General features: G+C 68.9%; 20 protein-coding genes. 10 read left to right on the top strand and 10 right to left on the bottom strand.

From position 1 onward, the window contains the following. Together GVN21_RS14315 and GVN21_RS21205 are read left to right on the top strand one after the other, a co-directional pair. On the top strand, nucleotides 1-983 hold a 983-nt coding region (locus GVN21_RS14315), incomplete at its 5' end, for a serine hydrolase (RefSeq protein WP_205690101.1). Between the two features lie 42 nt (nucleotides 984-1,025). Then, nucleotides 1,026-2,036, top strand: a complete 1,011-nt coding sequence (locus tag GVN21_RS21205) for a glutathione S-transferase family protein (protein WP_166575435.1) — start codon at nucleotides 1,026-1,028, stop codon at nucleotides 2,034-2,036. A gap of 7 nt (nucleotides 2,037-2,043) precedes the next feature. On the opposite strand, the gene GVN21_RS14305 is transcribed toward GVN21_RS21205, so the two are convergent. Continuing rightward, entirely contained in the window at nucleotides 2,044-3,195 is a 1,152-nt protein-coding gene (locus GVN21_RS14305; protein ID WP_205690100.1) for an alpha/beta fold hydrolase, read from the bottom strand. A gap of 137 nt (nucleotides 3,196-3,332) precedes the next feature. Between GVN21_RS14305 and GVN21_RS14300 the strand changes: the two genes are divergently transcribed. From GVN21_RS14300 to GVN21_RS14290, 3 genes are all read left to right on the top strand, one after another. Then, complete coding sequence (locus tag GVN21_RS14300; protein ID WP_166575434.1) at nucleotides 3,333-4,013, top strand: VOC family protein; 681 nt, start codon at nucleotides 3,333-3,335, stop codon at nucleotides 4,011-4,013. Between the two features lie 234 nt (nucleotides 4,014-4,247). Next, complete coding sequence (locus GVN21_RS14295) at nucleotides 4,248-4,658, top strand: EVE domain-containing protein (protein WP_166575433.1); 411 nt, start codon at nucleotides 4,248-4,250, stop codon at nucleotides 4,656-4,658. A 3-nt stretch (nucleotides 4,659-4,661) separates the two neighbouring features. Next, nucleotides 4,662-5,492 (top strand): MaoC family dehydratase, encoded by an 831-nt coding sequence (locus GVN21_RS14290; RefSeq protein WP_166575432.1) that lies wholly within the window; start codon nucleotides 4,662-4,664, stop codon nucleotides 5,490-5,492. A gap of 7 nt (nucleotides 5,493-5,499) precedes the next feature. On the opposite strand, the gene GVN21_RS14285 is transcribed toward GVN21_RS14290, so the two are convergent. From GVN21_RS14285 to GVN21_RS14255, 7 genes are all read right to left on the bottom strand, one after another. Further along, the gene (locus GVN21_RS14285) at nucleotides 5,500-6,195 is read right to left on the bottom strand and encodes a TetR/AcrR family transcriptional regulator (protein WP_346764267.1); all 696 of its coding nucleotides are present in this window, start codon (nucleotides 6,193-6,195) and stop codon (nucleotides 5,500-5,502) included. Between the two features lie 32 nt (nucleotides 6,196-6,227). Continuing rightward, complete coding sequence (locus GVN21_RS14280) at nucleotides 6,228-7,820, bottom strand: long-chain-fatty-acid--CoA ligase (protein WP_166575431.1); 1,593 nt, start codon at nucleotides 7,818-7,820, stop codon at nucleotides 6,228-6,230. After that, entirely contained in the window at nucleotides 7,817-9,436 is a 1,620-nt protein-coding gene (locus tag GVN21_RS14275) for a carboxylesterase family protein (RefSeq protein WP_240902948.1), read from the bottom strand. Before GVN21_RS14275 ends, GVN21_RS14280 begins: the two co-directional genes overlap by 4 nt. A gap of 209 nt (nucleotides 9,437-9,645) precedes the next feature. Further along, nucleotides 9,646-10,959, bottom strand: coding sequence for an MFS transporter (locus GVN21_RS14270; protein ID WP_166575429.1), 1,314 nt, complete (start codon nucleotides 10,957-10,959; stop codon nucleotides 9,646-9,648). Next, nucleotides 10,959-13,205 (bottom strand): TonB-dependent receptor, encoded by a 2,247-nt coding sequence (locus GVN21_RS14265; RefSeq protein WP_166575428.1) that lies wholly within the window; start codon nucleotides 13,203-13,205, stop codon nucleotides 10,959-10,961. The genes GVN21_RS14270 and GVN21_RS14265 overlap by 1 nt, the downstream gene beginning before the upstream one ends. 159 nt (nucleotides 13,206-13,364) lie before the next feature. Then, a complete protein-coding gene (locus GVN21_RS14260) occupies nucleotides 13,365-14,927 on the bottom strand; it encodes an AbgT family transporter (protein ID WP_166575427.1) in 1,563 nt (520 codons plus the stop codon). A gap of 79 nt (nucleotides 14,928-15,006) precedes the next feature. After that, nucleotides 15,007-16,419, bottom strand: a complete 1,413-nt coding sequence (locus GVN21_RS14255; RefSeq protein ID WP_166575426.1) for a LytTR family DNA-binding domain-containing protein — start codon at nucleotides 16,417-16,419, stop codon at nucleotides 15,007-15,009. Nucleotides 16,420-16,530: 111 nt separating this feature from the next. Here GVN21_RS14255 and GVN21_RS14250 point away from each other — a divergent pair, with 111 nt between their 5' ends. Beyond that, complete coding sequence (locus GVN21_RS14250; protein WP_166575425.1) at nucleotides 16,531-17,970, top strand: alpha/beta hydrolase; 1,440 nt, start codon at nucleotides 16,531-16,533, stop codon at nucleotides 17,968-17,970. On the opposite strand, the gene kdsA is transcribed toward GVN21_RS14250, so the two are convergent. Further along, a complete protein-coding gene (gene kdsA / locus GVN21_RS14245; protein WP_166575424.1) occupies nucleotides 17,967-18,821 on the bottom strand; it encodes a 3-deoxy-8-phosphooctulonate synthase in 855 nt (284 codons plus the stop codon). The genes GVN21_RS14250 and kdsA overlap by 4 nt on opposite strands. Before the next feature lie 147 nt (nucleotides 18,822-18,968). On the opposite strand from kdsA, the gene GVN21_RS14240 reads away from it, so the two are divergent. Further along, nucleotides 18,969-19,469 carry a CinA family protein gene (locus GVN21_RS14240; protein WP_166575423.1) on the top strand — a complete coding sequence of 167 codons (501 nt, stop codon included), beginning with the start codon at nucleotides 18,969-18,971 and terminating at the stop codon, nucleotides 19,467-19,469. A 6-nt stretch (nucleotides 19,470-19,475) separates the two neighbouring features. Here the strand turns inward: GVN21_RS14240 and GVN21_RS14235 are convergent, their stop codons facing one another. Then, nucleotides 19,476-20,072, bottom strand: coding sequence for a TetR family transcriptional regulator (locus GVN21_RS14235; RefSeq protein WP_205690098.1), 597 nt, complete (start codon nucleotides 20,070-20,072; stop codon nucleotides 19,476-19,478). Between the two features lie 81 nt (nucleotides 20,073-20,153). On the opposite strand from GVN21_RS14235, the gene GVN21_RS14230 reads away from it, so the two are divergent. From GVN21_RS14230 to GVN21_RS20935, 3 genes are all read left to right on the top strand, one after another. Continuing rightward, entirely contained in the window at nucleotides 20,154-21,077 is a 924-nt protein-coding gene (locus tag GVN21_RS14230; RefSeq protein WP_166575421.1) for an SDR family oxidoreductase, read from the top strand. Nucleotides 21,078-21,106: 29 nt separating this feature from the next. Continuing rightward, nucleotides 21,107-21,949 carry an SDR family oxidoreductase gene (locus tag GVN21_RS14225; protein WP_166575420.1) on the top strand — a complete coding sequence of 281 codons (843 nt, stop codon included), beginning with the start codon at nucleotides 21,107-21,109 and terminating at the stop codon, nucleotides 21,947-21,949. 532 nt (nucleotides 21,950-22,481) lie between these two features. Further along, on the top strand, nucleotides 22,482-23,048 hold the full coding sequence (locus tag GVN21_RS20935) for a TonB-dependent receptor (protein WP_346764268.1): 567 nt from the start codon (nucleotides 22,482-22,484) through the stop codon (nucleotides 23,046-23,048). Nucleotides 23,049-23,082: the final 34 nt, after the last annotated feature.

The following is a 23,082-nucleotide window of genomic DNA, read 5'->3' as shown; positions in this document are numbered from 1 at the left end:
CCGATACCCCCTGGCCCACCGCCGACTGGCCGGTCGGCGAGCCGCTGAGTCCGGCCCTGGTCCAGCATCTCGACGCCGCCTTTGCCGACGAGAGCATCGCCGTGACGGACGCGGTGCTGATCGTCCAAGGCGGACGCATCCGCTACGAGCGCTATGGATCGGGGTTGGGTGCGGAGAACACCTTCCCCTCCTGGTCCAAGGCCAAGAGCATCACCCAAGCGCTGGTCGGGCTGGCGGCAGCCGAGGGGCGGCTGGATATCCATGCGCCGACCGGCATACCGGCCTGGCAGGGCGATGGGCGGGCGGCGATCACCCTCGACCAGCTGCTGCGGATGTCGAGCGGGCTGAAGTTCGTCGAGGACTATGTGCCGGGCAGTGTATCCGACGTCATCGAGATGCTGTTCGGCTCGGGCCAGGAGGATGTCGCCGCCTATGCCATGGCCCAGCCGCTGGCCCATGCGCCGGACACCGTGTGGTCCTACGCCAGCGGCACGACCAACATCGTCGCCCGCCTGCTGCAGGACGCGCTGGGCCTGAGCGGCGAGGCGTTCGAGGCCCATATGCGCAAGGTGCTGTTCGCGCCGCTGGGCATGACCAGCCCGGTCCCCAAGTTCGACGCGGCGGGAACCTTCATCGGCTCCTCCTTCTGCTTCTGCACGGCGCGGGATTTCGCTCGCTTCGGGCTGCTCTACCTGCGGGGCGGGGTGTGGGAGGATCGCCAGCTGCTGCCGGCGGCCTGGGTCGACTATGCGCGCACGCCCACCCCCGTGCCGGCCACCGAGGAACAGGGCTATGGCGCCCACTGGTGGCTGGGGCTGGGCGGGCCGGGGTCCTTCTCGGCCAATGGCTATGATGGGCAGTTCACCCTGCTGGTCCCGGACCTCGATCTGGTGATGGTGCGCCATGGCCGCACGCCGCTGGAGAAGAAGGAGAACCTGGCGGCCTGGATGCGGGGGACGGTGCAGGCGTTGCGCGACGGCTGATCCTGCGGCACTGTGCCGGGAACAATTGGCACGGTAAATGTCATGACTTTGGAAACGCCCCTCGAACTGTCCGGTGCGCCAGGCTCGCCCTACACCCGCAAGATGCTGGCGGTGCTGCGCTACCGGCGCATCCCCTACAAACTCTATTTCCGCGGCCGGGAGCCGGCGGGCTATCCGGTTCCCAAGGTGCCTCTGCTGCCCACCTTCTACCTGGCCGACGCCGGCGGGATCGAAGCAGTCACCGATTCCACGCCGCTGATCCGCCGGTTTGACAAGGACTTTCCGGGACGACCCGTCCGTCCGGCCGACCCGGCCATGGCCTTCCTCGACAGCCTGATCGAGGACTATGCCGACGAGTGGCTGACCAAATGCATGTTCCACTACCGCTGGGCCCATGCGGCGGACGCCGCCTTCGCCGGCCGGCTGCTGCCCAGCTGGGGCCCCTCCCCGCTCGATGAGCCGACCCTTGCCCAGATGGGCAAGATGTTCAGCGACCGGCAGATCGGGCGGCTAGCCTATGTCGGGTCCAATGCGACGACCGGGCCGGTGATCGAGGACAGCTATGTGCGGCTGCTGGACGCCCTGGAGGCGCACCTGTCGGCCCACCCCTTCATGCTGGGCGGGGCGCCGGGAGCGGGCGACTTCGGCCTGTTCGGTCAGCTGACCCAGCTGGCCGGGGTCGACCCGACCCCGACCGGCATCGCCCAAGGCCGGGCACACCGGGTGATGGGCTGGGTCGGCATGGTGGAGGACCTGTCTGGGGTGGAGCCGGGGCCGCTGTTCGAGGGCGAGGTTCCGGACACCCTGAAGGGGCTGCTGGCCGAGATGGGCCGGGTCTATCCGCCGCTGCTGATCGCCAACGCCAAGGCGGTGATGGCCGGCGCGACCACGGTGGAGGCGGAGATCGACGGGCGGGCCTGGACCCAGAACGCCTTCCCCTACCAGGCCAAATGCCTGGGCTGGCTGCGCGAGGAGTACGCCGCCCTGCCCGCCGGTGCGAAGGCGCGGGTGGACGCGGCGATCGACGGGACGGGCTGGACGGCGCTGTTCTAGACCCCGCCTAGGCAAAGCCCCGCTCGTCCATCCAGCCGGTGACCGCCTTGGTTGCCTGGGGCAGCAGCTCGGGTTTCTCGATGTAGTAGTGGTCGGCGCCCTCGATATCGACGTAGCTCTTGTCGGCGCCGCCATAGGCCTCGAACAGGCGCCGTGCATGGCTGGGGGTGCAGGCGAGATCCGCGGTGTTGTTGATCACCAGGCCGGGGACGGTGATGCGCGGGCCGTTGATCAGGCCGTTGGCGCGGCTCTCGTCATAGCTCCATTGCGACAGCCAGGAGCGCAGGGTGGTGAACCGTCCAAGGCCGATGGGGCCATCGTTGGCGATGCGCGGATCGCCCATATAGCAGGTGTGGGGCGCGCGGTCGGAGGGGTCCTGGGTCGGGTCGGTCCAGCGGACGTCGGCCATGGTGCCCTGGACGATGAAACAGCGCTCGGCGTCCGGGTCGCCGGCGGCTTTCAGATCAGCGAGTTGGTCCTTGGCCCAGGCGGTGATGCGGCGGTTGCGGGCGATCTGGGCTTCACGGAAGCGGGCGACGAAGTCATCCGAATAGGGCGGCTGCTCCGGGCAGGCGGGGTCGTAGATGTTGAGCGAGGGGTCCCGGTCGAAGGGGCGGGTCTCGTCGAGGATCGAGGGGTCGATCCACTCCGTCATGGTCACCGACCGGCCGATGTGGGCGGCCAGTAGCATCACCCCGTCGGCGGGGATCAGGCCGGCGCCGACCAAGTCCACCTCATCGCCGGCCGGGGTGTGGGTGATGGTCGGGGTGGTCGCCTGGTCCTGGTAGAACATCGACAGCGAGCCGCCGCCGGACCAGCCGCCCAGCACCACCTTTTCATAGCCGAACCGCTTCTTCAGATCCTTGATGCAGGCGCCGACATCGAGCACGCATTTTTCCAGGATGCAGGCGGTGTCGTTCCCCCGGTAGCGCGGGTTGCAGTAGATGACATGCTTGCCGGCGCGGGCCAGGGCGAGGACGAGCGGCAGGAAGCTGCCTCCGCCGATCGGGTGGCTGAACAGGATCACCGTCTTGGACGTCGTTTCCGGGCGGATGCGCATGCATTCAATGAACACCCGGCCGGCGGCCCCGCCGTACACCTCCTTGAGGCGCGAGGATTCCTTGTAGGAAAAGCCGTAGGGCTCGCGGTGGATGTCCAAGGTCGCCTCCGGAGGGCTCTTTTTGGCCCGATTACGCGGATTTGGCAGGTAGACGTCGCGGCAGGCAAGCGCTTGGGGGCTTGCGGGCTTTGCGCGACGGGGGCCCAATGTCTGCAACAAGACGAGGGCGGAAACTCATGACCCAGCCGACCGGCATCCACCACCTGGCCTTCATGGCCGGGGACATCAAGAAACACATCGCCTTCTTCAGCGAGGTGATGGGCTGCCCGCTGGTCGCGCTGTTCGACATGCACGGGGTGCCGGGCGGCCTTCACGCCTTCCTGCGGATGAACGACCACGGCTATTTCTCGATCGTGCAACTGCCTAACGTCGGCGACATCCCCATCGAGCTCGGCAAGACCCACGCCGGAAACGGGGCGCTGCCCAGCGCGCCGGGGACCCTGCAGCACCTGGCCTTCCGGGTGGACAGCGACGAGCAGCTGGTCGCCATGCGCGACCGCATCCGCAGCCACGGGGTCAACGTCATCGGGCCGATCGATCATGGCATGTGCCGCTCGATCTATTTCGCCGGACCGGACCAGATGACCCTGGAGGTGGCGACCAGCCACGAGCCGATTGACCCCGGCCGCTGGATCGACCCGGCGGTGCTGGCCAAGGCCGGGATCAGCGACGAGGAAGCTGCGCGATTCAAGGCGCCCGCGCCGTATGAGGGACCGTCTCCGGTGCCGCAGCCGGAGTACGATCCGGAAAAGCCGCACATGGCCTATCCCAAGGCGCAGTACCTGGGGATGCTGAAGGTCCCCGACGAGGCGATCACCAAGGGGGCGTCGTACGCAGAGCCGCCGGTGCCGGCTTAACGCCCCTCTTCCCGTCATCCTCGGGCTTGTCCCGAGGACCCATGGTGACGCCGCCGTGAGCGCGTGCCCTGGGGTCGCGGCCGCGACCCCACTCCTGAGGTTCGTGTGGGCGGACGAATGGGTCCTCGGGACAAGCCCAAGGATGACGGTGGAGTGGATGACCGCTGTGATGGGGTGGGTGGCGGAGGAGCTCGAGGAATCGGCTAGAGTCGCCGCTCGATTACGGAGCGCCCGATGAACTACTGGCTGCTGAAGTCCGAGCCGGACGTCTATTCCTGGGACGACCTGGTCGCCACCGGCGACAAGGGCGAACCCTGGACCGGGGTGCGTAACCACACCGCCAAGCTGAACATGATGGCCATGAAGCTGGGCGATCGGTGCTTCTTCTACCACTCCAACGCCGGCAAGGAGATCGTTGGCGTGGCCGAGGTGGTCAAGGAGGCATATGTCGATCCGACCGACGCTACGGGCAAGTTCTACTGCGTCGACATCAAGGCGGTGGAGCCGCTGAAGACGCCCTTCACCCTGGCTCGGGCCAAGGTCGATCCGGCGGTGGCCAAGATGTCCCTGGTCACCTCCTTCCGCCTGTCGGTGCAGCCGGTCACGGCCGAGGAATGGGACCATATCCTCAAGGCGAGCGGCTAGGCCATGCCGTTCAACCCCGCTCTCGTCGGCGCCCGCTGGGGGCCCATCGACTGGGCGGTGACGCCGCGCCGGGCGCTGGCCTTTCGGGCGGTGCTGGCGCCGGACGACGCGGCGGGGCTGGACGACGCGGCCGGGCCGCTGACCGCCCTGCCGATGCAGGTGGTCTCGCCCGAGTGGGTGCTGGCGCTGATGGCGCGGGACCATCCGGAACAGACGCTGACGCCCGACGAACAGCGGCGCGGCGTGCATGCGGCGCAGGACACCCGGTTCCTGGGGCCCATCCCGGCGGGCGAGACCCTGTCGGTCAGCGGCGAGCTGATCGGGGTGAGGGCCAGCCGGGCCGGGGCGGTGGCGACCACCCGCTATGAGACGCGCGGGGCCGACGGCCGCCTGCTGGCGGTCAGCCTGTCGACCAGCATCCTGCGCGAGGTGGCCGTGAGCGGCGAGGATCGCCCGCCGCCGGAAGAGCCGGCCCCCCGCCCTCCCATTCAGCGCCCCGAAATGGCCGTTCCGATCCGCACCTCCCGTGGCTTTCCGCACCAGTATTCGGAGTGCGCCGAGATCTGGAACCCCATCCACACCGAACGCCAGGTCGCCCTGACCGCCGGCCTGCCAGACATTCTCATCCACGGCACTGCCCTGTGGGCGCTGGCCGGGCTGGCGCTGACCCCGGGGGGCTGCCAGCTCAAGCGGCTGTCGGCCCGGTTCCGCTCGCCGGCTTGGGCGGGCGAGCCGATCGAGCTGTGGACCGGGCCGCCTGTGGAGGGCCGGCTGCCGTTCCAGCTGGAGGCGGCGGACGGGCGGCTGCTGACCGACGGGTTCGTGGAGCGCTGAGGTGCCCCTACAGCGGCCCAAGCGCCGGCGTCTCGCCGCGGCAGATGGCGTGGAAGCCGGCGGCCATAAAGGTGGCGATGCGCTTCTTGATGGCTTCGAAGTCTTCGGATTTGCAGAGGCCGCCGGAGAGGCGGTCGATGCGCCCCGTGCGGGCCAGGGTCAGCATCAGGGCGCCGGTGACGAAGTGATAGCCCCAGAACAGGTCCTCGCGGGAGCAGGACGGCAGGGCCCGCTCCAGGATGTCGATCAGGCGCAGGACGACAGGGTCGAAGTGCTGGTCCATCAGCACCGAGCCCTCGGGGGTGTTGGAGACCTGGGCGCCCAGGGCGCCGTAGTTGCGCCAGCCCTCGCCGCCCTCGATGTAGAGGTCGAGGTCGGTGTCGAGGAAGGCGTGAAGAGCGCCCTCGACGGTGGGGTTGTCGCCGGCCATGGCCTCATAGTCGGCCAGGGCCTGCATGCGGCGGTCGATGGTCACCCCGGCGCGGCGGGCGAACACCGCGTCGAACAGCTTCTGCTTATCCTCGAAATAGTAGTTCAGGAGGGTGTGGTGCACCCCAACCGCCTTGGCAACATCCTTCAGGGTGACGCCGTAGAGGCCGTGCTTGGAGAACAGCAGTTCGGCGGCGTCGAGGATCTGCTCCATGGACTCGGCGCGCTGTTCGGCCTTCGTGGAGCGGCGCCGGGATGTCTGGGCTTGGGGCACACGGTACTCTTTCGGGACTGACAGGTCGGGCGTCAAGTCGATGCCCCACCGTATTGGCCGCGCAGCCGGATCTTGTCGATCTTGCCCGTCGCCGCGAGCGGCATGCTGTCCAGACGCACAACATCGTCGGGAATCCACCAGCTGGCCACCCGGCCCTTGAGAGATGCCAAAAGCGCCTCGTCGGTGACCCCGTCCGCGTCGCGCAGCTCCACCAGCAGGATGGGGCGCTCGCCCCATTTGGGGTCGGCGCGGCCGATCACCGCAGCCAGGGAAACCTCTGGCAGGGCGCCGACCACGGCCTCGATCTCCACCGGGTTGATCCACTCGCCGCCGGACTTGATCAGATCCTTGGCGCGGCCGGTGATGACCAGGTTGCCGGCCGTGTCGATGCGGGCGAGGTCGCCGGTGTCGAACCAGCCGTTGGAGTCCAGGGCCGATTCCGTCTCACCAAAATAGCGCTCCACCACCGCGGCGCCGCGGACCCGCAGGTTGCCTTCGGTGTCGCGCTGTTGCGGGAGGGGGTTGCCCTCCGGGTCGGTGATCAGAAGGTCGATGCCCAGGGTCGGGCGGCCGGACTGGAAGGCGGGGCGCTCCGGATCGCTGAGCGGGGTGACGGTTCCGGAGGGGGACAGCTCGGTCATGCCCCAGGTGGTCTGCACCTTGACGCCCAAGCGGGTCTCCAGCCGCTCCATCAGGGCGGTGGGCATGGGGGCGCCGCCGACCACGATGCGCTGCAGGCTGGGGACATCCTCCCCGGTGGCTTCCAGATGTTCGAGCAGGCCCAGCCAGACGGTGGGCACGCCGACGGCGACCGTGACGCTCTCCGCGCGGATGAGCTTGGCCAGGCGCGCGCCGTCGGTGTGGCGGCCGGGCAGCACCAACTTGGCGCCGGCGGCCGGCGCGGCGAACGGCAGACCCCAGGCATTGGCGTGGAACATCGGCACCACGGCCAGGACGCTGTCGGCGCAGGACACCGCCATGGCGTCGACCTGCAGTAGGCGCTGGGCGTGCAGGAAGCTGGCGCGGTGGGTGTAGGTGACGCCCTTTGGGTTGCCGGTGGTGCCGGAGGTGAAGCAGAGGCCGCAGGGGGTGGTCTCGTCGAAGCCGCCCCATTCCGGTCGGTCGTCGATGGCGGTCAGGAGGTCTTCGAGGGCGTCGACCTGGAGACGTTCACCCGAGACATTGCCCGGCCGGCCGTCGATGACCAGGACGCGTTCGACCGATTGCGCCCGCTCGGCGAGTTCAAGGGCCAGGGGGGCGAGGTCGGCGCTGGCGATCACGATGCGTGCGCCCGAGCGGTCGACCATCCAGGCCAGCTGCTCGGCGGTCAGGCGCGGGTTGAGGGTGTGACAGACCGCGCCCATGCCCATGACGCCGAACCAGGCCTCCACATGGGCCTGGCTGTTCCAGGCCAGGGTGGCGACGCGGTCGCCGGGCTTCGTACCGAGGCTTTGCAGCAGGCCGGAAACCCGCCGACTGCGGTCCTCCAGCGCGGCATAGCCGATCCGGTCGATCCGGCCGTCCTCGCGCGCGGAGACGACCTCGGCGCTCGGGTGCCACTTGGCGCCGTGGGTCAGGATCCTGTCGAGCGTCAACGCATACGCCTGCATGGCCCCGTCGATCATCGGGTCTCCGAAGGCTTGAGCGGCAGCGGCGGCGAGAGGATGCCGTGGTTCCAGTTCCAGGGGATGGTTCCCACAGCGCGACGGCGGGCGATGACCTCTTCGTGGAGCTCGTACATGCCGGGCATCAGGTGAGTCTTGGGGCGGGCGGTATCCTCGTAGGCCATGTAGCCGCGGCCCTGGCCGTAGGGAGCCCAGCCGCCGCCGGGGGCGCCGTCCTTGATGAAGCTGGCCCAGTGGCCGGCGACGGTTTCGGCGAAGGCGGTTTCCTCAGCCGTAGCCGGGGGTTTGGGCCAGGCGGTGGGGAAGCGGTCGCCGATGCCGAAGACGTAGGGGATTTCGACGGCGTGGAAGGCGTGGATGCCGGCCGTTTGCGTGGCCGGGTAGCCGTGGTCGAAGAGGTAGAGGTAGCCGGGCTGGCCCAGCGCCGTCTGCTTGGCGACCAGGCGTTCGGCGGTCCAGCCGTAGATGCTGTCGCGGACGTAGGCGAGGATGCTCTCGCCCATGTCGCTGGACGGGTAGAGCCGCAGGAACTCGTCGGCCAGGGGGCCGTACGCCCGGCGGATGGCGGCCTCGTAAATCTCCGCGCTGGCCGGCGGTGGGGGTGCCAGGAAGCGCAGGGTGCGGATCTCGCCGCTGTTGAAGCCGGCGAGGACGGGCACGGGCGCCTGTTCGCCACGGTCGAAAGCGTCGACCAGCTGACGGGGCAGCACTTTGCCGTCGATCGTGCCGAACGGGGCATAGCCGGCCATGGCCGCCTGGATGGTCAGCGCGTTCGGCTCCATGGCGCGCAGGCGCACCAGCCCCCGGACGCCGAGCTTGGCTTCCAGGGTTTTGCCGTTGGTCTCGGCCGGGTCCATGCCGAAGCGGCGCTCGCGCAGCTCCGGGGTGGTGACCATGTAGGCGCTCTGGAGGATGGCCTTGTGGAACAGGCCTTTCGCCCGGGGCGAGGCCATCAGGTACATCGCCGAGAGGGCGCCGGCGGACTCGCCGGCGACCGTAACGTTGTCCGGGTCGCCCCCGAAGGCGGCGATGTTGCGCTTCACCCACTCAAGGCCGGCGACCTGATCGAGCAGGCCGTAGTTGCCGGAGACGCCGTCGGGCGATTCCGCCGACAGGTCGGGGTGGGCGAGGTAGCCGAGGACGCCGAGGCGGTAGTTGACGGTGACCACAATGACGCCCCGGCGGGCCAGGGCGGCGCCGTCATAGAGGCCTCCGCGGGCGCCGCCGGCGACCAGGGAGCCGCCGTGGATCCAAACCATGACCGGAGCCTTGGCGGCATTGGCGGGGCGCCAGATGTTCAGCGACAGGCAGTCCTCGCTGAAGGCGCCGAGGTCTTCGGAATAGATGCTGCGGACGACCGAGGGGGGCTGGATGCAGGCGGGGCCGAACTTGGTCGCGTCGCGGACGCCGGACCAGGTGGGGGCTGCGGTCGGGGGCTTCCAGCGGTTCTGGCCTGTCGGGGGGCCGGCGAAGGGCAGGTTCTTGAAGGAGTCGACACCGTCGAGGGATTGGCCTTTGACCGTGCCGGCGGGGGCTTTGACGACCGGCGCCTCGGCCGCGAAGGCGGGGGCGGTGAGGAAGAGCGCGGCGATGAAGGCGAGCAGGATGTTGAGCAAGGAATGGCTGTTACCCTTCTCACCCTGCCCTGCCTCTTTTCCGTCATCCCGGAAGGCCGCGAAGCGGGCTATCCGGGACCCAGGAGGGCGTGAACTCGCTGTCGAACCCAGCGTATCGGACGGCGCTCTGTCACCCCTGGGTCCCGGATAAGCGCTGCGCGCTTTCCGGGATGACGGGGATGTTTTCTGGGGTTGGAGTGACAGGTTGCTCATGCGGCCACTCCCGCTTTCGTCGCCGCTTCCTCGCGACCGAGCGCCCGCGCCAGGAACAGGTAGAGCACCACCGCCAGGCCGTAGAAGAAGACCAGGGTGTAGAGGGCCATCTGCAGGCTGTTGTCGGGGTTGGTCGCCTTGAACCAGTCGCTGATCGCGCCGAGGTAGGTGGGGCCGAAGCCCAGCCCGATCATGTTCATCACCAGCAGCAGCAGGGCGCCGGAGAGGACCCGCTGATGTGGCTTCACCTCCTCCTGGACCAGGGCCACGGAGGGGGAGAGGTAGAAGTAGTTGAGGAACATCGGCACGGTCAGGAACAGCAGCGACAGCTGCCAGGTCGGAGCCCAGACGAAGCCGATGAAGAAAGGGACTGCCAGCGTCAGGGAAACCGCCGGCAGCCAAGCGTAGGCCCTCTTGGTCTTCGGCACGAGCCAGTCGGCGAGACGGCCCGCGAGGAAGATGCCGCCGCCGCCGGCAATGCCGATGACGAGGGCGTACCAGAGGGCGACCTGCTGCAAGGTCATGCCCTTTTCCCGCATCAGGAACAGGGTGGCGAAGTTGAGCAGGGCGTAGGTGACGAACTGGGTCGCGCCGCCGGCCAGGGCGGTCAGCCGCAGGACCGGGCGCGAGAAGAACATGGCGCAGGTCTTCCAAAACCCTTCCGGCGGCTCGGCAGCAACCGGGGCCGCGTCGAGGCCGCCGCGCTTGGGCTCCTTGACGGTGAAGAAGACCAGGACGGCGGTGACCACCCCGACAGCGCCGATGGCGATGAAGGCGCTGCGCCAGTCATAGGCGGCGGCGATGGAGGCGCCGAAGGCAACCCCCAGCATCTGCCCTAGGGCCGGCCCGACGTTGAAGAAGCCAAGCGCCGTGCCGCGCGTGCCGGGGCCGAAATAGTCGCTGATAATGGCGTAGGAGGGCGGCACGCCGCCGGCCTCCCCGACCCCCACCGCCATGCGGGCGGCGACCAGCTGCGGGTAGTTGGAGGCCACCCCGCAGGCGATGGTGGCCGCGCTCCACAGGCCGCAGGCGACGGCGACCAGCTTCACCCGGTTGGTCCGGTCGGCCAGCCAGCCGACCGGGATCGAGATCGTACAGTAGAACAGGGCGAAGTAGAGCCCGGTGATCAGGCCGATCTGGCCGTCGGTGACCCCCAGGTCGTCCTGGATCGGCTTGGCCAGGATCGACAGCAGCTGGCGGTCCAGGAAGTTCAGCACATAGACGAAGCAGAGGACGCCGAGCACGAACCAGGCGCGCGCGCCCGGCTTGGCGGACGCAACAGCGCCCGCCGCCTGAGGAGTCGTGGCCATCAGAAGTCGTAGCTCAGCCGGACGCCGATCGTACGCGGACGCTGGGTCGCATACTTGTTGGCGACGAAGGCCTCGGGGTGGACGTAGGTGATGTTGTGCTCGTCGAAGAGGTTTTCGACGTAGACGCCGGCGGTCCACTTGTCGAAGGCCACGGCGAAGGTCGCGTTCACGTTGTCCCAGGTCTCGGTGTAGTCGAACACCGGGCTGGGCACGGTGGGCCGGCCGGGGGTGTTTGGGAAGGAGCCGGGGTAGGAGCCCACCCGCGAATAGACCATCGAGAAGTTGGCTTCCGCGCTGTCGCCAATCTGCCAGCGGTAGTTGAAGTAGGCCGAGCCCTGGAAGCGCGGGAAGGCAAGACGCCAGCCCTTCACGGCGCCGGAAATAGCGGCTTCCTGGGCGGTCAGGTCGGTGATCTCGGACTCGTTGAACGAGGCGTTGAAGCCGACGGTGAGGCCCTCGAACGGGAAGTAGACCACCTCCATCTCAACGCCCTTGCTGACCGCGCCGCCGATGTTGGTGGCGAACTGGACGGAGTCCGACACGCGGTTGGCCTGGACCTGGATGTTCTGCCAGTCGATGTAATAGAGGGCGATGTTGGCGTGCAGGCGGTTGTCGAACCAGCGGCCTTTGACGCCGACCTCGTAGTTGGTCAGGTCGTCGGAATCGGCGCCGAACGGTATGATGAGATCGGTCGGATCCACGATGCTGGGCCGGCCGGCGAAGGCGTTGACCACCGGGGTGCGGAAACCGGTCGAGTAGGTGACGTACGTGGTCACCGTGGGCACGGGGCGCCAGGACAGGCTGAGCTTCCAGGAGGGGCCGGTTTCCTCGACCTCAACGCCCGTGGCCTTGGCGACCGGAACGATGGTCAAGGGGCCCGGAATGAAGAACAGGGCGTTGACCAGATAGTTGGAGTTATAGCCGCCCTCGGTGAAACCCTGGGACTGGACCGAGCCGTAGCGGGCGCCGGCGGTGGCCCACAGATCGTCGGTGAAGCGCCAGGTGAACTCGCCGAACAGCGCCTTTTCGGAGCTGTTAAAGTGGGTGTAGGTCTTCTGGTAGTACTCGTCGGTCAGGCCGGTGATGCCGCGGGCAATCAGGAAGTCCTCCCGCGAGCGGTAGAGGTAGTCCACGTCTAGCCGGCGGTCCATGTAGAAGCCGCCGATCACCCAATCGAACCGGCCGCCGGGGTCGGAGACCAGCCGCGCCTCCTCCACGAAGGTATCCATGTAGCCGTAGGCGTCGAGACCGAAGGCAATGGCGCCGGCGAAGGTGCCGGCCAGGTCGACCCGGAACTCCTGGTCGAAGTTGGACTGGGTGGTCGAGCTGGTGAAGTGGAAGCCGTCGAACTGGTAGTCGATGGTGGCGTTGAAGGTGGTCAACTCGCCGACGAAGCGGTCGGGGCGATCGGAGACGCGCTTGTCCCAGCCGAGCGCCGGGTTGATCAGGGAGGAGTCCTCCGGTTCGCTCATCTCGTAGGAAGCGAGCAGCTTGATCGACAGGCGGTCGGTCGGCTCCCAAAGCAGGTTCACCCGACCGCCGTAGTTGGTCAGGGTGTTGGCGTTCTGGATGCCGGTGCCGAGGTTGTCGATGTAGCCTTCCTCGTCGCGGTAGAAGAGGACAGCGCGGACACCCAGGGTGTCCTTCACGATCGGCACGTTGCCCATGACGCTGTAGCGCTGGCGCAGGGAGCCGCCGTCGGTGAGGCCCAGATCGACCATGGCCGAGGCGTCGAACTCGGTCAGCTCGGGCTTCTTGGTCAGGATACGCAGGGCGCCGGCCAGCGAGCCGGATCCGAACAGGGTGCCCTGCGGCCCGCGCAGGAACTCGACCCGCTCGACATCGTAGAGATTGGGGTCGAGGTTGGTGGAGTTGCCGATGGTCGAGATCGGCAGCTCGTCGATGTAGATGGCGACCGTACCCTGCAGGTTGGCGCCGTAGCCGTTTGTGGCCACGCCCCGGGCGGTGAAGTTGTTGAAATTGGCGCTGGCCCGGTTGAGGACGATGCCGGGCGTTTCCTGGGCCAGGCCCTCGTAGCCGACGATGCCCTTGGCGGTCAGCTGTTCCTGCGAATAGGCGGTGATCGACAGGGGGACGTCCTGGATCTTCTCGTCCCGGCGGGTGGCCGAGACGATGACCTCATCGACGTCGCTCTCCGCGGCAGGCGCGGTTTCGGTTTGGCTGAAAGCAGGGCCGGCGGCGGCCATGGCGGCCAGGCATGCCGAGGCGAGCAGTATACCCTTCATAGTTCCCTCCCATTGAGCGCGATCTGACGCCGCGCCGTTGGATGAACGATGCTTGGTGATCGGCCGCCTGTCAATACTCACTCTCATGCGCGTGAATATTATCGTTGGCGTGAGGGACGTTGGGGAAGGCGATGCCGTTCCGAAGGGTTGGAGCTTGGGTTAGGGCGCCGGCGTGACGGGAGCCGTCGCGGCCGGCGGCGTGTAGTACACCCCCACTCCCGGCCCGAGCGGCAGGTTGAAGACCACGAAGGCGGTGACCATCAGCAGGCCCGCGACCAGGAAGGCCCCGGCGTAGGGGAGCATGGTGGCCATCAGGGAGCCGAGACCGAAGCGGGGGTCCCAGCGCTGGGCGAAGGTGAGGATGAGCGGGAAGTAGCTCATCAGCGGGGTGGCGATGTTGGTCACCGAATCGCCCATGCGGTAGGCGGCGGTGGTCATCTCAGGGCTGATGCCCAGCAGCATGAACATCGGCACCACGATCGGCGCGAGGGCCGACCACTTGGCCGAGGCCGAGCCGATGAACAGGTCGAACAGGCAGGAGACCAGCACCACCGCGATCAGCAGGATCGGGGCCGGCAGATTGATCGCCTTCAGCCCAGAGGCGGCGTTGACCGCCAGGATGGGGCCAAGGCCCGACCAGTTGATCATCGCCACGAAGTGGGCGGCGAAGAAGGCCAGCACGATATAGGGGGCCAGCTGAGCGATCCCCTCCCCCATCATGCGCACCATGTCGCGGTGGGATTTCACCGTGCCCGCGCCCGCGCCGTAGGCGCCGCCGGCCAGGAAGAAGGTGATGGCGAAGAAGGCGATCAGCGAGCGGTAGAGGGGGTTGTACTCCTGGCCGGGGTCGGCCTCGGGGTCGATGAAGGGCGAGCCCGGCATGACCAGCAGCAGCGACCACAGGGCGACCATGAACAGGATGGCGCCGCCGGCCCAGAGCAGGCCCTTCTTCTGTTCGGGGGTCAGGGCCTGGTCCTGCTTTTCCGTGGCCGGGGTATCGACACCCTCGGCCGGCGCCCATTGTCCCAGGCGCGGCTCGATCACCCGGTCGGTCAGGAACCAGACGATGGGGGTGAAGACCAGCACGACGCCTACGATGAAGAACCAGTTGCCGGCGATGTTGACCGAGTAGGTTGGGTCGATCAGCCGGGCGGCGGGCTCTGTAATGCCGAGTATCAGCGCGTCCTGGGACCCCGGGAACAGGTTGCCGGCATAGCCGCCCGACACCGCCGCGAAGCCTGCGGCGAGGCCGGCCAGCGGATGGCGGCCGACGGCGGCGAAGACGATCGCGGCGAGCGGGATGACCACCACATAGGAGGCGTCCGAGGCGTGGTGCGAACACATGCCGACGATCACCACGATCGGGGTCAGCAGGGCTTTGGGCGCGTTGAGCAGGGCGCCGCGGATGGCGGAGTTGAACAGGCCGGTGCGCTCGGCGACCGAGGCGCCGTAGATGATGGTGATCACGATGGCCAGCGGCGGGAAGTCCGCCAGGGTCTTTGGCATCGTGATGATCAGTTTTTCGAGGTTCTCGCGCGACAGCAGGCTCTGGGCGACCAGGGCCTCGCCGGTGACCGGGTTGGTGGCGGACCAGCCCAGGCCCGAGCCGACCACGCTGAGCACCACCAGGCCGGCGATCAGCCACAGGAACAGGAAGACGGGGTCAGGCAGCCGGTTGCCGATGCGTTCGACGACGTTGAGAAAGCGTCCGCTGGCGCTCATTCTTGTCCGACCCCTTCGTTGGCCGGCGATTAGCGCGCGAGCCCTGTCGTCATGGCAATACGAAAATGTGGACGGGTCGTCACCTGTCGTCCAGCGCTTCGCGCAGAGCAGACAGGCGAGCGCGGCTGACCGGCAGGGGCTCGCCTTCGCTGAGACAGAGGCGCCATCGGCCCTTGCCGCCCTCCAGACTGCGGGCCTGGGCCAGGTTTGCGATGGCGGAGCGGTGGATGCGCAGGAAGTTCGGCGGAAGCTGAGCTTCAAGGCGGTCGAGCCGGGCGGCGTGCAGCAGGCGGCGGCCCCCGGCCAGGCGCAGCTCCACATAGTCGTCGGCTCCGACCACGGCGAGGATGTCGGGGATGGGGACCAGCTCGACGCCCCGGGCAGAAGCCACGGTGAGGCGGTCGGGGCGGCTGGCGGCCTGCGTCAGCGCCGCCTCTCGGCCCCGGCCATCGCGTCCCAGGCGGATTACCTCGATCATCAGCAGGGGGAGGATCAAACAGGCGGCGAACAGGAAGAAGGAGAGGTCGACCACCCACACGGGGAAGGCCACGGCCAGGGCCAGGAACAGCAGCAGGTAGGCCAGGGCGAGGCGGGCGCCGGGAAGGCGTTGGCGGACGCCGGCGGCGGCGGCCAGGGCTGCGATGACCACCCCGACAAACAGCGCCCAACCGGTCTTCTGATCGAAGCCGGAGGCCAGGGCGGTGGCGCCGACGGCGAGGATGGACAGGCCGAGGATCGGGCGACGCGCGGCGGGCCAGAAACGGCCGGCAAAGGCGCTGATCAGAAGGATGGAGAAGCTGGCCGCCAGAACCCAGATGGCGACCAGCCGCCAGGCGTGCAGCGGATAGGGATAGTCGATCAGCGGGCGCAGGCTCTCGATGATCGCCTGGAGGCCGGCGACGGCGGCCATGGCCGCCAGGGTCAGGCTGGATCCGGTGCGGCGGACGGCGTGGATCACCCCGAAGCCGAACGCCGCTGCGAACAGGGCGCCGGCGGCGACGAAGATGACCGCCAGCAGGCCATGCCGGGAAAAGGCGGTAGGCGCCGCCACGCGGATCGCGCCCACCGGCCGGTCCAGCCGCAGGCCGCCATGAAACGCGGAGAGGCGTATGACGAGGCTGTTGCCGTCGGCCCGCCAGGCGCTGTCGCGGATCGGCAGGACGGCGACATAGCGGCCGGGGATCTCGGCCCGGGCTGTGGCGGCGGGCCGGCCGTTGGCCCCCAGCCGACCGCCATTGAGCCAGGCCTCGGACGAGGCGGCGCCGACCAGGTGCAGGGCCAGCGGGCCATCGCCGGCCGGCGTGGGGATGGTTGCGCGCAGCCAGAGTTCGCGGCCCTGCGGGTCGACGGGGCCAGCGAGCGGATGGCAGTCGGACAGCATCGGGCCTGCCGGGCCGAGGACGCCGCGACAGGTTTCCCAGGCCGGCGCCTGCGCCAAGGCCAGGGTCGGGAGGCAGGCCAGCAGGCCGGCGATGAGGAGCGTGCGCCACATGGGAGCAGTCTAGGGCGCCGTTCGCCGTCGCGCGCCGCCGTTCACCGATGCGGGGGCGCCGTTGGCCGATGCCCTGGCGAAGGCGGGCCGGGATCGAGGTCTGTAGGGGGCATGACAACACACCAGCTTCATCGCCGCGCCCTGCTCGCCGCCGCCGGCCTCGCCCTGCCCGGTCTGGCGTTCGCCCAAACGCCTTTGCCGGCCGGCCCCTTCCGCTTCACGGGATGGCGCGGCCAGGAGACTGACGCGGAGCGGGGCTTCTTCGAGGTTCCGGAGGACCGGCGCGATCCCACCTCTCGCCGCATCCGGCTTAGCTACGTCCGCTTCCGCTCGACGGCGGCCAGGCCCGGCAATCCCATCGTCTATCTGGCCGGAGGGCCGGGCGGCACGGCGACCGGGACCGCGACGGGGCCGAGGTTTCCGATCTTCATGGCCCTGCGCGAAGTGGCCGATGTGATCGCCTTCGACCAGCGGGGCACGGGCCTGTCCAATTCCATTCCGGCGCGGGCGCCGCCGGCCGCGCCGCTGACGGTGCTGACGCGGGATGCCATGACGGCGCGGGTGCGGGAGGGGGTCAAGGCGGCCTGGGCCGACTGGACCGCGGCCGGGGTCGCCATGCGCGGCTATAACACCGCCGCCAGCGCGGACGATATCGAAGACCTGCGCCGTCACCTGGGGGCCGAGCGGATCGACCTGTGGGGGATCAGTTACGGGACGCATCTGGCCCTGTCGGTGCTCAAGCGACATGGCGAGCGCGTGGGCCGGGTTGCGCTGGCCAGCCTGGAGGGCCAGGACCAGACGGTGAAGCGGCCGGCGCGAATCGACGCCTATCTGCGGCGGGTCGATGCGATGCTGGCCGCGGTTCCGGACGTGCGGGCGGCGGTTCCCGACCTGCCGGGACTGATGCGGCGAGTGCATGCGCGGCTGGACGAGCGGGCGGCGCGGGTGACGGTCACGATCAAGGACGCCCCGGTCGAACTGCAGGTCGGGGCCTTCGCGGTGCAGATCCTGGCCGGGGGGATGATCGCCAATCCGGAGGTTCTGGCCCGGCTGCCCGGCCTCTATCAGGCGCTGGACGCCGGCGAGATGGCGGTGCTGGCGCCCTTCCTTCCCGGACTGACCAGCCAGAGGGGACCGAGCGGCATGCCGGAGGCGATGGACCTGGCCTCGGGGATTTCGCCGGGCCGGCTGAAGCAGGTGGAGCGGCAGGCGCGAACGGCGGTGCTGGGCGATGCCCTGAACTTCCCGATGCCGCACCTGCTGGGCGCCGTGCCGGGGATGGACCTGGGCGAGGACTTCCGGGCGCCGATCCGCATCGACCACCCTGCCCTGCTGGTCGCTGGGACCTTGGACGGCCGCACACCGCTGGAGGAGCAGGCCGAGGTGGCGGCGCAGTTCCGCAATAGGGCCCAGGTGACGGTGGAGAACGCCGGGCACAATGTGTTCGAGGCGCACCCGGAGGTGCAGACCCTGCTGGTGAGGTTCTTCAAGGGGGAGGCGATGGGGAATTCCAAACTCGCCCTGCCCGCCCCGGCCTTCCGGCTGAGTTAGGCCCGCACGGCCGCGTGCAGCGCCTTCAGCGTGGTCAGCAGGCCGCGCGCATCGTCGAGAGCCAGGCAGCTGGGCGCATCGCACAGCGCTTTGTCCGGCTCCGGGTGGAATTCCAGGAAGACGCCGTCGGCGCCCGAGGCGATGGCGGCCTTGGCGATGATCGGCACCCCCTCGCGGCGCCCGCCCGTGGAGGCGCCGGCGGTGCGGGGGTCGGCGCCGGGGAGTTGCACCGCATGGGTGGCGTCGATCGTGACCGGCACGCCCAGGCGCTGCATCTCGCCGATGGCCAGCATGTCGACGACCAGGTTGTTGTAACCGAAGGAGGAACCGCGCTCGCAGAGCACGACCTGAAGGTCGGGGGCGGCCTCGCGCGCCTTGGTGATGATATTCTTGCAGTCCCAGGGGGCGATGAACTGGGCCTTCTTGACGTGCATGATCCCGCCCCGGGCGGCCGTGGCGCGGGCCGTGGCGACGATCAGGTCGGTCTGGCGGCAGAGGAAGGCCGGAATCTGGACGATGTCCGCGACGGCGGCGACCGGCTCTGCCTGGGCCGGCTCGTGCAGGTCGGTGGCGATCGGGACGTCCAGGGCCTTTTTGACCTCTGCCAGGATGGCCAGGCCCGCCTCGAGGCCCGGGCCGCGGTAGCTATGGATCGAGGAGCGGTTGGCCTTGTCGAAGCTGGCCTTGAATACATAGGGCAGGCCGAGGTCGGCGCAGATGGCCTTGAGTTCGGTCCCGACCTTCAGGGCCAGCTCAAGGTTTTCCAGCACATTGATGCCGGCGATCACGGCGAGCGGCTGGCCGGTCCCGATTGAAAGATCGTTCCAATGCTTCAGGGTGACGACGGACATGGTCCTTGCGACTCTCCGGTTGGGGTGGCGAGGCACTAGCATGAAACCGAGGCCTGGGGCGATTTGACGACCGTACCGCTACGGCAATGCTGACAGTCCCGCCCGAACCTGCCAGCAAGGCGGGCCGTCAGCGGAAAGGGACCCTCCATGCACGACCTCTACGCCTTGGGCGCTCGCGCCGGCGCCTTGCTCAAGGACCGCGGCGAGATGGTCGCGGTCGCCGAGACCTCGGCCGGAGGGCTGATCTCGGCCAGCCTGCTGTCCGTGCCGGGTGCGTCGGCCTATTACGCGGGTGGGGCGGTGACCTATTCGCGGCGGGCTATCCGGGGATTGACCCAGATTTCCATCGACCAGCTGCGGGCCGACGGCATCCGCTCCAGCTCCGAGCCCTACGCCCTGCTGCTGGCCGCCGAGATCCGCGAGCGGCACGGCGCCATCGCCTGGGGCCTCTCCGAGACGGGGGCGTCAGGCCCGGACGGCAACCCCTATGGCGACCCGGCCGGCCACACCTGCATGGCGGTCAGCGGCGCGATCACCGTGGCGCGCACCCTGCGGACCGGGTCCAACGACCGGGTCGAGAACATGTGGGCCTTTGCCGAGGCGACCTTGCAGCTGTTCGTCGAGGTGCTGGAGACGGCGCCCCGCTGACGGGGCTCAGACCTGGGTTTCCAGGGCTGAGAACACCTCGCGGACCAGCTCTGGAAGCGGGCGGCGGCCTTCGTCGCGGTTGAAGCTCTCCAGGGCCAGCCGCATGGCCCCGACCGCCAGCATCGCGACCAGCCGGTGGCCGGTCTCCCGCTCCGCCCCCGGCCATCGCTCGCGCAGGACCTCGAACAGTCCCTGCTCGTTCTGCACATAAGTGGCCTGTTTGCGGGCCTGCACCGCCGCGCTGGAGCGCATCAGCCGGTCGATGGCGATCATCTCATCGGCCGGATACTGCTCGGCGATGCGGATCATGGCGTTGCGGAGGGCGTCGAGCGGGCGCTGGTCCGTCGGCTCCTCGCGCAGGGCCGCGGCGAGCGCCTCGGCGCCGCCGCCCTGCATCGACAGCAGGATGTCATCCTTGGACTTGAAGTAGTGAAAAAAGGTGCGGCGGGAGATGTCCGCCGCCGCCGCGATGGCGTCCAGGGTCGTGGCCTCATAGCCGTTCTCGATGAACAGCCGGACCGCCGCCTCGGTGATCCGCTGCGCCGTCTCGCGACGCTTGCGCTCCCTCAGCCCCTCGTTCGCCGGATGGCCTTCGCTGCCCACGGTGCGAAATTTCCTCTGGTGTAATTTTGCACTGAGTGTATTTATATTTACACCGAGTGCAAATTTCTCTGAAGGCAGGATATGGCAAACTGGACCGTCTCCGATATCCCCCATCAGCGCGGCCGCAGCGCCCTGGTCACCGGCGCGGCGGGCCTGGGGTTCGAAGACGCGCTGGCCCTGGCCCGGGCGGGCGCCGAGGTGATCCTGGCCAGCCGCGACCCGGCCAAGGGGACGCGGGCGGTTGAGGAGATCCACCGGGCCGTGCCGTCGGCCAATGTGCGGTTCGAGGCGCTGGACCTGGCCAGCCTGGCGTCGGTCGCGGCGTTCAGCGCGCGGCTGCTGGGCCAGAGGGACAGCCTGGATGTCCTGATCAACAACGCCGGGGTGATGCGGCCGCCGCAGCGGATGGAGACGGCGGACGGGTTCGAGCTGCAGCTGGGCACCAACCACCTGGGCCATTTCGCCCTGACGGCGGGACTGATGCCGCTGCTGGTCAAGGCGCGCAAGGCGCGGGTGGTCACCCTTTCGAGCATTGCCGCGCGGGGCGGGGGGATCGATTTCGATGATCTGCAATCGACGCGGCGCTATCGGTCGATGGCGGCCTACAGCCAGTCGAAACTGGCCTGCCTGATGTTCGCTTTCGAGCTGCAGCGGCGCAGCGAGGCCGGCGGCTGGGGCGTGGCCAGCCTGGCGGCCCACCCGGGCCTGAGCCGCACCGAGCTGCTGCTGAACGCGCCGGGCGCCGAGGGCCGGATCAACCCCCTGTTCGCCCTGTTCCGCCGGACCATGCAGCCGGCCTCGCAAGGAGCGCTGCCCACCCTGTTCGCGGCCACCGCGCCGGAGGCCAGGCCGGGGGGCTACTACGGCCCCGATCGGATGAGTGAGACGCGCGGCCATCCCGCCCCGTCGCGGGTTCCGCCGCAGGCCGCCGACACCGCCGTCGCCGAGCGACTCTGGCGGGTCTCGGAAGAGCTGACCGGGGTCAGCTTTCCGGCCGCCGCCTGACCCATTTTTCACCCACCGGAGACCGATACATGACCGACAATACGCGACGCTCGCTCCTCACCCTCGCCGCCGCAGCGCCGGCCGCCCTCGCCCTGGGCGCCGCCGCCCAGGCTCAGACCGCCAAGGCGCCCGTCGCGGGCCGTCCCGGCGCCGGCCGCGCGGCCATCGTCACCGGATCCTCGCGCGGGATCGGAGCGGCCACCGCCAAGCGCCTGGCGCGTGACGGCTACGCGGTGACGGTCAACTGCCTGACCAACCGGGACCTGGCTGCGGGGGTCGTTCGCGAGATCGAGGCGGCGGGCGGCAAGGCCATTTGGCGTCAGGCCGACGTCGCTGACCCGGCCGCGGTCAAGGCGTTGTTCGACGCCAACCAGGAGGCCTTCGGCGGGGTGGACGTGGTGATCAGCAATGCCGGGATCATGAACGTCGCCCCCTTCGCCGCGATGACCGACGAGGCTTTCGACCGGATGGTGGCCACCAACCTAAAGGGCAGTTTCAACGTGCTGCGCGAGGCGGCGCGACGGACCCGGCCGGGCGGGCGGATCGTCGCCATCAGTTCGTCGTCCACCCAGGCCCGCAACCCGACCCACGGGGCCTATGCCGCCACCAAGGCGGCGCAGGAGATGTATGCCGGCTGCCTGGCCAAGGAGCTGGGCGGCCGCAGGATCTCGGTCAACGCCCTGGCGCCCGGACCGACCAACACCGCCCTGTTCAACGCGCCCCCGGCCCTGCGCGAGCAGGCGGCCCAACGGATTCCCTATGGCCGGATCGGCGAGCCGGAAGACGTGGCCAACGCCATCGCCGCTCTGTGCGCGGCCGACGGCGAATGGATCAACGGCCAGGTGGTGTTCGCCAACGGCGGCTTTCTCTAGGTTCCAACTATTCGTCAATAATTGACATTATGATTTGCGGGGCCTCACATCCGGGCATCGGATGGAGGCCCCCGCATGCACACCCGCCGCACAGTCCTGGCCGGAACGGCCGCTTTCGCGGCCTCGCCCGCCTTGGCGGCGGATGATCCGTTCGCGCCGGTTGATCGGCTGCTGGCCAAGCTGGTCTCCCAGGAGCGGCTGCCCTGCGCGGCGATCCGGGTGGCGCGGCATGGCAGGACCCTGTTCGAGGGCCATTATTCGGGCCGGGTGAAGGTGGGGCCGGGGAGCCTGTACCGGATCTATTCGATGACCAAGCCGGTCACCGCCTGCGCGGTGATGGCGCTGTGCGATGACGGCAAGCTCAACCTGGAGACGCCGGTCGCCGAGCTGGTCCCGGAGTTCGCCGCCCTGAAGGTAATGACGACTTCACCCGCCGATACCGAGCCGGCGCGGCCGATGACGGTGGCTCAGCTGCTGACCCACAGTTCGGGGATCGCCAGCAGCTGGTCGACGCCCGCCCTGACGCCCGCCTATCGCAAGGCTGGCCTCGACGCCGATCGTCCAGACCGACAATGGCTGCGCCATCTCGCTGCCGACCTGCCCGACCCTGGCGGTGTCCTACCCGATCAACGCCGGCATGGCCGAAAGCTGGGGCGTCGAGGCCGAGGCGGTCGGGCGGTTCAGCCTGCTCGGCGGCGATCTGAGGCTCAGCGGCAGCCTGTCGCGGCAGGAGGGCGAGGTCACCGACGGCGTCTACAAGGGCGAGGAGCTGGCCCAGGTTCCCGAATGGATCGCCGGGGCGGATGTCAATTACCGCCGGCCCTTCATCGGCGACACGGCCGTGTTCTTCAACATCAACTGGAGCGGCCAGTGGGGCGGTGTGCAGGAACTGATCCGGCCCGGCCTGACCACCCCCAACTACGACCTGGCCGATATGTCGTTGGTCAACGGACGCATCGGGGTGGATATCAAGAACGTCCAGCTGTCGCTGTTCGTCACCAACGCCACGGACGAGGAATTCAGCGTCTTCAACAGCTCGACCACCGAGCGGTTGAACACGCCCCGGAATTGGGGCGTACAGCTTCGCTATCGTTGGTAGCGCCGCGCCGCTTGCTAGCCACCGTCCCCGGGTT

Origin of the sequence: Caulobacter sp. SLTY (genome assembly GCF_009905535.1) — a bacterium.
Lineage (GTDB): Bacteria > Pseudomonadota > Alphaproteobacteria > Caulobacterales > Caulobacteraceae > Caulobacter.
This window is presented reverse-complemented; position numbering and strand designations above follow the sequence as displayed.